General features: G+C 65.9%; 14 protein-coding genes. 7 read left to right on the top strand and 7 right to left on the bottom strand.

The features are described from left to right. Positions 1 to 118: 118 nt before the first annotated feature. Complete coding sequence (locus tag LXM94_RS03235; protein ID WP_235769705.1) at positions 119 to 1,810, bottom strand: hypothetical protein; 1,692 nt, start codon at positions 1,808 to 1,810, stop codon at positions 119 to 121. A gap of 336 nt (positions 1,811 to 2,146) precedes the next feature. Between LXM94_RS03235 and LXM94_RS03230 the strand changes: the two genes are divergently transcribed. Continuing rightward, positions 2,147 to 2,440 (top strand): DUF6665 family protein, encoded by a 294-nt coding sequence (locus LXM94_RS03230; RefSeq protein WP_235769704.1) that lies wholly within the window; start codon positions 2,147 to 2,149, stop codon positions 2,438 to 2,440. A gap of 23 nt (positions 2,441 to 2,463) precedes the next feature. Here LXM94_RS03230 and LXM94_RS03225 read toward each other — a convergent pair whose 3' ends face one another. Further along, a complete protein-coding gene (locus tag LXM94_RS03225) occupies positions 2,464 to 3,579 on the bottom strand; it encodes a hypothetical protein (protein WP_235769703.1) in 1,116 nt (371 codons plus the stop codon). A gap of 88 nt (positions 3,580 to 3,667) precedes the next feature. Further along, complete coding sequence (locus LXM94_RS03220; RefSeq protein ID WP_235769702.1) at positions 3,668 to 4,294, bottom strand: ribonuclease D; 627 nt, start codon at positions 4,292 to 4,294, stop codon at positions 3,668 to 3,670. A gap of 82 nt (positions 4,295 to 4,376) precedes the next feature. On the opposite strand from LXM94_RS03220, the gene LXM94_RS03215 reads away from it, so the two are divergent. Beyond that, on the top strand, positions 4,377 to 4,688 hold the full coding sequence (locus LXM94_RS03215) for a hypothetical protein (RefSeq protein ID WP_235769701.1): 312 nt from the start codon (positions 4,377 to 4,379) through the stop codon (positions 4,686 to 4,688). A gap of 79 nt (positions 4,689 to 4,767) precedes the next feature. Continuing rightward, a complete protein-coding gene (locus LXM94_RS03210) occupies positions 4,768 to 5,799 on the top strand; it encodes a hydroxyacid dehydrogenase (protein ID WP_235769700.1) in 1,032 nt (343 codons plus the stop codon). Positions 5,800 to 5,827: 28 nt separating this feature from the next. Here LXM94_RS03210 and LXM94_RS03205 read toward each other — a convergent pair whose 3' ends face one another. The 4 genes from LXM94_RS03205 to LXM94_RS03190 form a co-directional block, all read right to left on the bottom strand. Continuing rightward, positions 5,828 to 6,568 carry a type 1 glutamine amidotransferase gene (locus LXM94_RS03205; protein WP_235769699.1) on the bottom strand — a complete coding sequence of 247 codons (741 nt, stop codon included), beginning with the start codon at positions 6,566 to 6,568 and terminating at the stop codon, positions 5,828 to 5,830. A 124-nt stretch (positions 6,569 to 6,692) separates the two neighbouring features. After that, the gene (locus LXM94_RS03200) at positions 6,693 to 6,881 is read right to left on the bottom strand and encodes a hypothetical protein (protein WP_235769698.1); all 189 of its coding nucleotides are present in this window, start codon (positions 6,879 to 6,881) and stop codon (positions 6,693 to 6,695) included. Between the two features lie 100 nt (positions 6,882 to 6,981). Further along, on the bottom strand, positions 6,982 to 7,410 hold the full coding sequence (locus LXM94_RS03195; RefSeq protein ID WP_235769697.1) for an RbsD/FucU family protein: 429 nt from the start codon (positions 7,408 to 7,410) through the stop codon (positions 6,982 to 6,984). Next, positions 7,410 to 8,633 (bottom strand): ROK family transcriptional regulator, encoded by a 1,224-nt coding sequence (locus LXM94_RS03190; RefSeq protein WP_235769696.1) that lies wholly within the window; start codon positions 8,631 to 8,633, stop codon positions 7,410 to 7,412. The genes LXM94_RS03195 and LXM94_RS03190 overlap by 1 nt, the downstream gene beginning before the upstream one ends. A gap of 302 nt (positions 8,634 to 8,935) precedes the next feature. Here LXM94_RS03190 and LXM94_RS03185 point away from each other — a divergent pair, with 302 nt between their 5' ends. The 4 genes from LXM94_RS03185 to LXM94_RS03170 all read left to right on the top strand — a co-directional run bounded on the left by LXM94_RS03185 (position 8,936) and on the right by LXM94_RS03170 (position 12,527). Then, positions 8,936 to 9,961 (top strand): sugar ABC transporter substrate-binding protein, encoded by a 1,026-nt coding sequence (locus LXM94_RS03185; protein ID WP_235769695.1) that lies wholly within the window; start codon positions 8,936 to 8,938, stop codon positions 9,959 to 9,961. A 111-nt stretch (positions 9,962 to 10,072) separates the two neighbouring features. Then, a complete protein-coding gene (locus LXM94_RS03180) occupies positions 10,073 to 11,131 on the top strand; it encodes an ABC transporter permease (protein WP_235769694.1) in 1,059 nt (352 codons plus the stop codon). Next, a complete protein-coding gene (locus tag LXM94_RS03175) occupies positions 11,128 to 11,910 on the top strand; it encodes an ATP-binding cassette domain-containing protein (RefSeq protein ID WP_235769749.1) in 783 nt (260 codons plus the stop codon). The genes LXM94_RS03180 and LXM94_RS03175 overlap by 4 nt, the downstream gene beginning before the upstream one ends. Next, complete coding sequence (locus LXM94_RS03170; protein ID WP_235769693.1) at positions 11,907 to 12,527, top strand: nucleoside triphosphate hydrolase; 621 nt, start codon at positions 11,907 to 11,909, stop codon at positions 12,525 to 12,527. Before LXM94_RS03175 ends, LXM94_RS03170 begins: the two co-directional genes overlap by 4 nt. Positions 12,528 to 12,585: the final 58 nt, after the last annotated feature.

Here is a 12,585-nt window from a genome sequence, read left to right as displayed (position 1 = left end):
AACCGCAACAGCGCGGAATAAACGCGGGCGTTCCGTCCGGAAAACAACGGCCCCGCGGCGAGCGATCTCCGCGGGGTTTTTCGTCGGACAACTGTACGTCGCCCTCCGAAGCCTGTGATCAGGTCCAGTAGTCGCCGTGTTTCTGGTAGAAGACGAATCCCGGGTCGGGCGCGGCAACCAGGTCGGAAACCTGCTGGCGTTTGCGGTCGAGCGCGGGATCCTGCTCTTCGCCTTCCGCCGCCGCTCCCTCATCTTCCTCGCCCTGCCCGGCCGTGTCCTCTCTCGCACTGTCCTGCGGCGGATTCTCCGGCTCCTCGTCCGCCCGCCGCTCGTCCTCGGCAGGCTCTTCGGTCGCGGGGGCGTAGGGCACGAACCCGACGACGATGAGCTCTCGCGCCGCCAGGGCTGCCGCAGCCTCGCTGCGGCCGGTCAGCCAGCCGGGCTGCTCGGCCGGCGTCTCCTGTGTGGGGCCGGGCGCCGGGCGGGATTGGGCTTCTTCCCCGAGGGCCTCCGAAGTCGTCGACGCCTGCGGCAGTTGTGTGCGGTGCGCTGGAGGCTCGTCGCGATCATATGTCGGCACGGTCTGATAGCCGTCCGTTTCGGCGGAGATTTCCACGTCCGCCATCGCGGGCCTTGCGGGTCGGGCGATCGCGGAGGACGCACGGCCGGCATCCTCCGCGGCGGCGTCGGATTCCTGGATCAGGTCGGAAAGAAGCAGATAGGATTCGTCCGTTGTCGCACCTTCGTTGCCCGTCGCGACGGCGATGTCGGGGCGAATTCCGAACAGGTGCCGGAGCAGGGCAGTTTCGGATTCCGTCAGGCTCGACAGGAGATGGCGGATCAGGCCAACGATCGGCTTCGGCAGGGTCTGATGGGCATCGGCGGGCGGCGGGGCGATGATGTCGACCGCACGCTCCCCGTCGACCGCGGCCCGGCTGTCGGCAGGCCGTACCGGCAAGGCGTGGACGCTCTCGTTCTTCGGTGCCGCCCGTGCCGGTTCCGCGCCGTTCGCCGGCCGTGGCGGCACCCGGATCTGATCGGCCGCGGCAGTTCCCCGGCTCTCCGTCGGCCCGGCGTCCGGCCTGTGCGTCACCGCCTTGCCGCGGACGGATCCATCCTGCAGTCGCCCGGCCGGAAGATCGCCGTGCGTCGCTTGCAGATGGCCGCCGCGCTCCGGGCCTGCCATGCGCGGTTCGGCCCCGCTCTCGAAATAATGGCGAAGCAGCGTCTGCAAAGTCTTGGCGTCGGCGGTTGCATAGGTCGATTGCGGCGGCAGCCTGGCGGCAGCATCGGAAAGACGGGTCTGAAGGGCCGTGAGCTGGGTCGCAGGCTCGTGATCTCCTTCGGCCGGCCGCTCCAGGAATTCAGGGTTCTGCAGGACGGCCGCAGCAAGTTGGCGCGCCTCCCGTCCGTCCGGGTTGCGCACTGCCTCCATCAGCATGCGGGTCGGCAGCGCGAGGAGCGCGGTCTGCAGCAGTTTTTCCATCGAGCGCCGCTGGGCCGCGGGCAGGCGATCGAGAAGGCGTGCGAAGCGTTCGATCTTCTCGGCCGGCCCGAGGTCGGAGAAGCCGGGCTCCATGGCGTCGAGCAGGGCCTCGATCATGTCGTGCATCGGATCGGCGCGGTGTCCGCCGGCCTGAATCTGGCGATGGAGCGTTTCGATCAGCCGCAGAATGAGCGCTGCGCGAAGGCTCGCAAGCGTGGCGGCTCCGACGGTGTGCCGTGCGGCGTCGGGCGCGATCGGCAGGGCGGCCGGCGTCGCTCTCGCCTGGCCCGCGGTCGCCGTCGTTGTCGCCACACCCGGCAGCATCACCATCTCCTTCTGCGCCGCCTCCGGCTGGCGCGATGATCTGTCATTCGTCCATCGTCAATCGGATGGCGCATCATGCGCTTCGGGATGAATTATGATTTCGGGCCCCGGTTCGGGGGCATTCGCATCCGGCGATCTGCGCCGGGTCATCGGGCGGGAGGAAATATCTGGCATCCCGCCAACCATCGGCATCCGCGATGATTCCAAGCATTTGCATGGACAGGTTAACGTCTCGTTAACGCTGATCCGAATCCTTCGCACATGCAGCATCCGGACTTGATCGGGAAGCCGTGACGCGCCATTCTCATCTCGTCAGAACGAGAAGTGGCGGTTGCCATGAATCATTCCGGTTTCGACGTCCTGCAGTACGAATTCCTGGCCGAGCGAGCGGGTGCGCTCGGGCGGCAGGGGGTGAAGGTCGAAAAGGCGCTTGCCTGTCTCAAGGACAGCGTCGGATCCGGCTGCGGCGACGCGGAACGGCAGGCACTTCGCGCGGATGCGGCCGAGGCCGTGTGGGCTCTCTTCGTGCAACGGGAGATCTGCGGGCTGCGCGATCAGCGCGATGCGATCCGCCGCTATGGCATCCCCGCCGAGGTCATGGCGCTGGTCGGTGTCGTTCGCCGGTCGTAACGGTCCCGGCGGCTGCAGAAACGTCAGGCGGCGAGCTGCCGGGTGATCAGATCATAGATGCCGTTCTCGTCCACACGCAATACGAAGATGTCTTTCTCGGCTTCTTCGCGGGCTTCCCGCTCCGCAGCGGCGGCGGCAAGATTCTGAAGGGTGGCGATCGCCGCATTTGCAGCGTCCTGTGCCGTCTCGTCGGCGACCTTTTCCTGCCGTTCCGACACAGCTTCCTGGAGATTGCGAACATCCTCGAGCCTTTCCCGGGCGTCGAGCGTCGCCAGGTCCTCTGCGCGTTCCGCGCGCGTTTCGGCATCCTCGACGCGTGTCGGATCCGTGCGCGTCGCCTCGAGCTCCAACTCGGCCACGGTCTTCTGGTCCGCAATATCTTCGATCCGGGCAATCGCCTTGCGCAACTCGGGCGTAAGCGCCTTTTCCTCGCGCGCCTTTTCGGCCAGCGCGTCCTTTACCTTGGTCGCCTCGCTGCCGTAGGGATTGCGGATTGCCTCGATGAAGTCCGAAGCTGTTATGCCAAGGTCGCGCAGACCCGTCGTCTTTTCGAGAGCGGCGACGCTCTCCGGCAGGTCCGTCCACAGCCGTGTCAGCGCCTGTTCGACGCGGAGCTGGAAATCGGCGTCCGCTTCCTCCTCGCCGCGGCTCAGGCCATTGGCGGAGAGTAGGCGGGCCAACAGCGCGGCGCTGTCGTCGTCGCTATTTTCGCCGGAGAGTTCCGCCGTCACGTTTTCGATCGTCGTGCCGAACGTATCGAGCGTGACGGAATCGTCGATGCCAAGGCCGGCATTGGAAACGGCGTCGATGAAGGCGACGGCATCGGCAAGCCGCTGGGCAAAGGCCCGGCTTGTTTCTTCCGGCCGCTGCGACAGGCCGAGCGCGGAGGAAAAGCGCGCGATGATGCGGGCCATCGTCTCTTCGGAATTGGCCCGCTCGCCGAAGAAATGTTCGTTGATCCGCGCATTGGCTTCGCGCTCGGTCTCGCTCGCCTGCACCATCGCCTGCTGCAGCGTATCGTCCGTCCTGCCCGTGCGCTCCGCTTCCTCGTCGCGGCGACGATCCTCGATCGAATCGATGATCGAGGTCATCACCGTGGTTGCGATTGCTGCCTGGCTACCTTGCAAGGATGTGATCATGAAGACCTCCCGCGGATGCCCTCGACCCTAGCCCGGATGCCTTAAGTGTTGGTTAAGCGTCTTTTTGCGAATTCCGTGGAACGGCGCGTCAGCTGTGGGCGAAGATATCCGTTTCTTCCCAGCCGAGCAGGTCGAGCTTTGCGCGCGTCGGCAGGAAGGCGAAGCAGGCCTCGGCGTGCTCCAGCCGCCCGTCCCGCACGAGACGCGCCATCAGCTTGTCGCGCAGCCGATGCAGGTGGAGCACGTCGGATGCGGCATAGTCGAGCTGCGCCGGGGAAAGCGTCTCGGCCGCCCAGTCCGACGACTGCTGCTGCTTGGAGATGTCGACGTCCAGCAACTCTTTCAGATTGTCCTTGAGCCCGTGGCGGTCGGTATAGGTGCGCGTCAGCCGCGAGGCGATCTTGGTGCAGAAGACCGGCGTGGTCGTCACGCCGAACGTGTGGAAGAGCACGGCGATGTCGAAGCGGCCAAAATGGAAGATCTTCTGCTTCGCCGGATCGGCGAGCAGCGCCACGAGGTTCGGCGCCTCCTTCTGGCCGGCAGCGATGCGGATGACGTCGGCGGTGCCGTCGCCGGGCGAGAGCTGCACGACGCAGAGGCGGTCGCGGCGCGGCACCAGACCCAGGGTTTCGGTATCGATGGCGATGGCGTCGGTGTACCGCGCAGCATCGGCCGCGGTGATGTCGTTTTCGTGATACCGTATTGCACTCGCCATTGGAAACCCCTCATCGGTCGCGACTGATTGCTCTGCGCTATAGCGCATGTTTGCGCGTCGGGGTACTGTTCTATCGGAGGCAGTGCCGGCCTTCGAAACGGTGGATCAACCCATGCTCCGGTTGCGTCCTGCGCTTGCAGTCCTTGTTCTGGCGTTGCCCGTGTCGCCGTCCGTTGCCTCCGGTGAGGTCTATTTCGACCTGCCTGGCGTCAAGCAGCCGGTCGAGGACGGCGCGCCGTCGATCACCTGCACGACTATATTCGAGTACCGGCAAAGCCGCCGGTTCGGGGATCAGCCGCGACAGGTGGAAACATGTACGGTCAACGGCGACGTCTACCGCAGCAACAATCCGCGCCCGTCACGCGAACGCACGTTGCGCGGCCTGCAATGGTGACGGCTTTTCTTTCCTGACAGCTCCTTTACTTCTGCCGCGAAGGCGATCACGAGTCGCAGCAAGCGAGGGAGAGAAACCATTGACCGACAGCGACAAGCCGATCGTGATCAGCGCGCCGGCGCCCCGGACGCTGGATCTGATCTTTACGCCGCAGGCCCGGGCGCGATTGCACGCGGCCTATGCCGTCGTCGAGGCGGATCCCGGCAGGATCGCGGATCTCGGCGACGACATCCTGTCGAAGGCCCGCTACATCGTCGGTCAGCCGCCGCTGTCGGAGGGGACACTCGGGCGCATGCAATCGCTGCGCTGCATCCTCAATGTCGAGAGCAACCTCGTCAACAACATGCCCTATGACGTGCTTTTCGCCCGCGGCATCCATGTGGTGACGACGGGACAGGTCTTTGCCGAGCCGGTGGCCGAGCTCGGCCTTGCCCTGGCGCTGGATCTGGCGCGCGGCGTGACCGAGGCGGATCTGGCCTTTCGCGACGGCCGGGAGCTGTGGGGTGGCGAGGGCAACCTGACGGCGCGGCTGATCTCCGGCTCCGAGATCGGCATCGTCGGATTCGGCGACCTCGGTCGCGCCCTCAACAGGCTGCTTGCGGGGTTCCGGGCGCATGTCCGTGTCTTTGACCCCTGGCTGCCGCCGTCCATGCTGCGGGAGGCCGGCGTGGAGCCGGCCTCTTTGGAGACCGTGCTGTCGGAAAGTGACCATGTCTTCGTCGTGGCGTCCGTCACCAGCGAGAACCGCGGTTTTCTCGGTGCCGACGCCTTTGCCCGCATGCGTCTGGGTGCGTCCTTCATCCTGCTCAGCCGCGCCGACGTCGTCGACTTCGATGCGCTGATGGCGGCCGTCGGGCGCGGCCACATCCTGGCGGCGAGCGACGTCTTTCCCGATGAGCCGCTGGCACCCGATCATCCCGTGCGCAGGCTCAAGGGTTTTCTTCGCTCGGCGCATCGCGCAGGTGCGCTCGACCAGGCGTTCAGGAAAATGGGAGACATGGTCCTGGAGGACATGGATCTCATGGACCGCGGCCTGCCGCCGCTGCGCTGCAAGCGCGCGGAGCGCGAAACGGTGGCGCGCATGCGGTCCCGTCCGGTGAACGTGAACTGAGACTGTCGCGCCGGGATCCTTCGGAGGCTCAGGCGCAGGCCGCGACGGCCTCTACTCCGGAGGACGAGGCCCGGACCGTCGAAACCCAGGCGCGGGCAATCGACAGGCCGGCCGCGTCGGCTTCGGGTCCGTGCCGACCGGCGCGTTCCGCATGGCGCTTGCGCCAGCCGGGCTCCATCGCCTCGACCGCATCGGGGAAGGCATCGGTCCAGCGCGCGACCGTGTCGCGCCCGGCTTCGAAATGGAACTGTGTTCCGTAGGCTGCGCGGCCGACGCGGAATGCCTGGTTAGCGACGATGCTTCCCGTGCAAAGCCGCAGGGCGCCCGGCGGCAACTCGAACGTGTCGCCATGCCACTGGAAACTCGTGAAGGTCGTTCCGAGATCGGCAAGCAGCCGGTCGCTGCGTCCCTCCGCGGTCGTTTCGATCCTCTGCCAGCCGAACTCCGGCGCGGTGCCGATGATATTCACCCCGCCATAGGCGCGGGCCAGAAGCTGTGAGCCGAGACAGATGCCGAGCACCGACCTGTCCGCGTCGCCGAACCGTCGCAGGAGACGGACGACGTCCGGCAGATAGGGATGCGCCGCATCGTCCACCGCGCTCTGCGGCCCGCCGAGCACGATCAGCGCGTCGTGGTCCGTTTCGTCCACCGGCAGCGGCTGGCTCTCGAAGGGCCTGCGAAGATCGATGGTTGCCCCGGCTTCGTCGAGCGCCTTGCCGACGAGCCCGAGATTCGTCGCCGCGTTGTTTTCGATCACCAGGATGCGCATGCCCGTCTCCACCGATTTTCGCGCGGCAGGATGCCGGTCTTCCCCGGCCAAGGCAAGCGCAGAACCCCGGCCTTCAGGGGTGGTCGGGGTTCTGCGTTTGACGGGAGGATGTCGTCGGGTGGTCTCAGTGACAGACGCGGATGCGCTTGACGCGCAGGTTGCCGTAGTAGTCGTAGAAGCGGACCTTCTTGATGAAGCAGTAGGCCTGGTCGTGGCCGCCATAATAGCCGCCGTAGTAGCCGGCCTGGGACGGCGCGGCGAAGGAGAGTGCCGCGACGGTGGCGACGGTGGCGGAGATGATGAACGTGCGCATTGGAATTCCCTCTCTCTGATCTGGTCGGAGGAGCCGATCTCGTCCGGTGAGGGAACAATCGCACGGGCGGCCCCCCGGCGCTGTTCCGGATGGAACAGGGTCACGGGTAGACGACACCCTTGCGCAGGATGACGTTGGCATAGAGCCGCGGTTCGCTCGTCTGGACCACCGTATGGGCGGCGCGCACGCGGTCGTAAAAGGTCGCGCCGACGAGCGGAACGACGGGCTGTGTCGGCTCGTGTCGTTTGCAGCAGGCGACGATTTCTCGGTGAACGGGGTCGAGGGCGTCGCGGTTGCCGCCCGACGTCGAACGGAAGATCGCCTCGGAGACGAAATCGTCGATCGGCAGCAGGCTCAGGATTGCGTCGAGCACCGGCACGATCGGCAGCCCGTCGAGGCGGATCAGTCTCCGGGCATGTTCGAGGCCGGGATAGTTTCCGTCGACGATCGCGATTTCGTCGCCGTGACCCATGGCGCGCAGCGTCGCGAGCAGATCGGGGCTGAGGATGGGATCGATACCCTTGAGCATCAGGCGCGCTCCTTGAAGAGGACATTCTGGTCGAGATGGTAGCGGGAAAACAGCGGCAGGCTGGCGCCGCCGATGGAACGCGCCTGGCTGCCGACCGCTCCCTCGACGATATCCGGCAGGGTGACGCCCTGCAGGTCGAGCCGGCCGATCGCGGACTTCGTCGCCGCGACCAGCCGTTCGCGCACCCATGCCGGAAAGCCGCCGTCGACCACAACGGCGGAGAAGTCGATGACGGAGGCGGCGGCGACGATCGCCTGGGCGAGCGCCGCCGCCGACTCCTGGATCCAGGTCTCAAGCGGCGCGCCGAAATCCAACCAGTCGTCGGGCGAATACCAGAGCGGCTTCGGATCGACGCCGCTGGCGCGCAGCAGGTTCTCCAGAACGAAGATCGAGGCGATTTTCAGGAGTTGCACGGTCTCGCCGTCGCGTCCCTGCACGGGCAGGGGACCGACCGCCCCGGCGGCGCCCGTCCGCCCGGTGAAGAGCGCCGAATTCAGTACGATGCCGCCGCCGATGAAGGAGCCGATGAAGAAATAGATGAAGTCCGGGTAGCGGGCGCCGAGGCCGAAGACGAGTTCGGCCCCACAGGCGCTGGTGGCGTCGTTCTGGAGGAAGACCGGATAGGCGACCCGCGCGGCAATCGCTTTCTGGAGGTCGACGCCGCGCCACTGGTCCATGTCGGCCTGCGGCGCGCCCACCTCCTCCGCCCAGCTCCAGAGTTCGAACGGTGCCGCGACGCCGAGGCCGGCGATGCGGCCGCGCTCCTCGACCGAAAGGCCGCGCTCCAGCTCCGCGACGCCCTCGCCGACGAAGGCAAGCAACGGGCCGGGCATCGGATAGGGGAAGGTCCGTCGTACCTGCCGGCGGATTCGCCCGACGAAGTCCATCAGCACGAGATCGGCGCTGCGTCGGCCGATCTTCAGGCCGAGGGAATAGACGGCATCGGGATTGAGGCGCATCGGCGTCGAGGGCTGGCCGACCTTGCCGCGAAGCGGTTCGCCGCGCACGAGCAGGCCTTCGCCTTCGAGGGCACGCATGATGACCGTGACGGTCTGCGCCGACAGTCCGCTGCGCCGGGCGATCTCCGCCTTCGACAGGCTGCCGTGACGCCGCACAAGCGACATGACGAGCCGCTCGTTATAGGCGCGCACGCGCACCTGGTTGGCGCCGCCGCTCGGATCGAGAATGTCCGCCGGCGGCACGATGGCCGCTTCCTTGCCCATTCCCGTCACTCCTCCCATTTGCGGCCGCACGCCCGGGATGCGTCGTCCGCCAGGGCATCGTTGCCCGGGTCGCTCCCTCGACCCGAGTCGGACGACCGGACCATGTCCGATCTGTGCCCTCTTTCACGGCAGGATGCCACATTGGATTAATAATTCAATTCGATTTATTTATTGACAGCCCATTTGTTTGGTGCTCTTTTTGGCACCGGAAGCGCGGATGGCCGGCGGAGGAGCTGTCAGGCCAGCGACGCGACCGGATCGCCCCTGGGCGGGGCGCATCCTTTTGTCCTTGGGAGGATTACATGAGGAAGACCATTGTTTCCGCCGCTCTCGGCGCGCTCGCGCTTGGCGTGGCCTTTTCCGCTCCGGCCTCTGCGGCCGAGGTCAGCGCCTGCCTGATCACCAAGACTGACACGAACCCCTTCTTCGTCAAGATGAAGGAAGGTGCGACCGCCAAGGCGGCCGAACTCGGTGTCGATCTCAAGGCCTATGCCGGCAAGGTCGACGGCGACCATGACAGCCAGGTGGCTGCCATCGAGTCCTGCATCGCCTCCGGTGCCAAGGGTATCCTGATCGCCGCGTCCGATACCAAGGCCATCGTCGACCAGGTCAAGAAAGCCCAGGAAGCCGGGCTGCTGGTGATTGCGCTCGACACGCCGCTTGATCCGGCCACCGCCGCCGACGCGACCTTCGCCACCGACAACCTGCTCGCCGGCAAGCTGATCGGCCAGTGGGCTGCCGCCACCCTCGGCGACAAGGCCAAGGATGCCAAGATCGGCTTCCTCGACCTCACCCCGTCGCAGCCGACCGTGGACGTCCTGCGTGACCAGGGCTTCATGATTGGCTTTGGCATCGACCCCAAGGATCCGAACAAGATCGGCGACGAGGACGACCCGCGCATCGTCGGCCACGACGTGACCAACGGCAACGAGGAAGGTGGCCGCAAGGCGATGGAAAACCTTCTGCAGAAGGATCCGGACATCAGCGTGATCCACACGATCAACGAGCCGGCCGCCGTCGGCGCCTACCAGGCGCTCAAGGCGATCGGCAAGGAAGGCGACGTGCTGATCGTGTCGGTCGACGGCGGCTGCCCGGGCGTCCAGGCTGTGGCCGATGGCCAGATCGGTGCGACCTCCCAGCAGTATCCGCTGCTGATGGCTGCCCTCGGCGTCGAGGCGATCAAGAAGTTTGCCGAAACCGGAGAGAAGCCGAAGCCGACCGAAGGCAAGGACTTCTTCGATACCGGCGTGGCGCTCGTCACCGACAAGCCTGCCGAAGGCGTGCAGTCGATCAGCGTCAAGGACGGCACGGACAAGTGCTGGGGTTGATCCCCTGATCCTTTGGGTCCAAGCTCTTCCCGGGGGAACGGAGCCTGCCGCTCCCCCGGATTGACCGGCAGCATAGCCGGAACTCCGATGCCGGTCCTTGGGAGGGAAATCATGGCAAGTCTCCAGGAGTTCGAGAAGGTTCTCGACCAGAGCGACACGTCTGTCGCTACCTTTCACTCGCGATCGCCGCTTCAGAAGATCCAGCATTTCCTGCATTCGACGCCTGCGGCAGTGCCGGCGATCGTGCTCGTGCTGTCGATCATCATCTTCGGTCTGACCATCGGCGACCGATTTTTCTCCAGCTACACGCTGACCCTCATCCTGCAGCAGATTGCCGTCGTCGGCATACTCGGCGCGGCGCAGACGCTGGTCATCCTGACCGCCGGCATCGACCTCTCGATCGGCGTCATCATGGTCATCTCGGCAGTGGTGATGGGCAATTGCGCGCTGCATTACGGCATACCCGCGCCGCTCTCGGTCGTGATCGGGCTGGTGGTGGGAGGGGGCTGCGGATTGCTGAACGGCTTCCTCGTCGCCAAGCTGAAGCTGCCGCCCTTCATCGTCACGCTCGGTACCTGGAACATCGTCATGGCGACGAATTTCATCTATTCGGCCAATGAGACCCTGCGCGACGCCGATATCGAGGCCAGGGCCCCCTTCCTGCAGTTTTTCGGCATAAGCTTCAAATTCGGCGGCGCCGTGCTGACGCTCGGTGTGATCACCATGATCCTCCTCGTCATCGTGCTCTGGTATGCGCTCAACCACACCGCCTGGGGCCGCCATCTCTATGCCGTCGGCGACGATCCCGAAGCGGCGAAACTGGCGGGTATCCGCACCGACCGCGTGCTGCTCGGCACCTATGCGCTGGCAGGCGTGATCGCGGCGCTCGCCGCCTGGGTCTCGATCGGCCGCAACGGCTCGATTTCTCCGTCCTGGGCAGTCACCGACTACAACCTGCAGGCCATCACCGCGGCCGTGATCGGCGGCATATCGCTCTTCGGCGGACGTGGATCGATCCTCGGCACGATGTTCGGCGCGCTGATCGTCGGCGTCGTTTCCATGGGCCTCAACATGCTGGGTGCGGATCCGCAGTGGAAGGTACTGCTCACGGGCGTGCTGATCATCTCGGCCGTCGCCCTCGACCAGTGGATTAGAAAGGTAGCAGGCTGATGACCGAAAATATCCTCACCGCCCGCGGCCTGGTGAAGCGCTACGGCCGCGTTACCGCTCTCGACCAGGCCGATTTCGACCTTCGTCAGAACGAGATCCTCGCCGTCATCGGCGACAACGGCGCCGGCAAATCCACGCTGATCAAGGCGATATCGGGCGCCGTCCGGCCCGACGAAGGCGAAATCCGGCTCAATGGCGAGGTGGTGCACTTTTCCTCGCCGATGGCGGCCCGCGACGCCGGCATCGAGACCGTCTACCAGAACCTCGCGCTGTCGCCGGCGCTTTCGATCGCCGACAACATGTTCCTCGGCCGCGAGATCCGGCGACCCGGTCCACTCGGCTCGGTCTTCCGCATGCTCGACCGCCCGCGGATGGAAAAAATCGCCCGCGACAAGCTGACCGAACTCGGCCTGATGACGATCCAGAACATCAACCAGGCGGTGGAGACGCTTTCGGGCGGCCAGCGCCAGGGCGTGGCGGTGGCACGCGCCGCTGCCTTCGGGTCGAAGGTCGTGATCATGGACGAACCGACGGCGGCGCTCGGCGTCAAGGAATCGCGCAAGGTTCTCGAACTGATCCTCGACGTGAAACGGCGCGGCCTGCCGATCGTGCTCATTTCGCACAACATGCCGCATGTCTTCGAGGTGGCGGACCGCATCCACATCCATCGGCTCGGACGGCGGCTGGCCGTCATCAACCCGAAGGACTACACGATGTCGGATGCCGTCGCCTTCATGACCGGCGCCAAGGAAGCGCCCCGGGAGGCGGTCGCCGCATGACCCTGGCGGAGATCGCCGAAACCGTCCTGCGGCGCGCCGGCCCGGCGCGCCGTTTCCTCGTCGGCATCGCCGGCCCGCCGGGCGCCGGCAAGTCGACGCTCGCCGATGCGTTGCGCGAGGCTCTCGTCACCAGGGGCGAGGCTGCGGAAGTCCTTCCGATGGATGGCTTCCATATGGACAACGGTATCCTCGAAGCGCGCGGCCTACTGCCGCGCAAGGGCGCACCGGAAACCTTCGACGTGCGCGGCTTCGCGGATATCGTCGACGCGGTGCGCCGTGGAAACGAGGAAGTGCTGGTGCCGGTCTTCGACCGCGCGCGCGAGATCGCCATTGCATCCGCCCGCGCCATCGGCCCGGACGTGCGCATCATCCTTGTTGAAGGCAACTATCTGCTGCTGGACGAAGCGCCGTGGACGCGGCTCGACGGGAAATTCGACCTCACGATCTTCGTCGGCCCCACCAATGAAGTGCTGGAGGAGCGGTTGCGCGAGCGCTGGATCCACTACGGGCTGGACGAGGCCGGCATTGAGTGGAAGCTCTACGGCAACGACCTGCCGAACGGCAGGCGCATCACCGAGAACTCGCGCGCTGCGGATATTCGCGTCGACACCTTCTGAACCCGGATCGCCCGGCAGGAATTGTCATCACGCCACGCTTGATGTTATCGGACCCGGA

This window comes from Rhizobium alarense (assembly GCF_021555155.1).
Lineage (GTDB): Bacteria > Pseudomonadota > Alphaproteobacteria > Rhizobiales > Rhizobiaceae > Rhizobium_D > Rhizobium_D alarense.
This window is presented reverse-complemented; position numbering and strand designations above follow the sequence as displayed.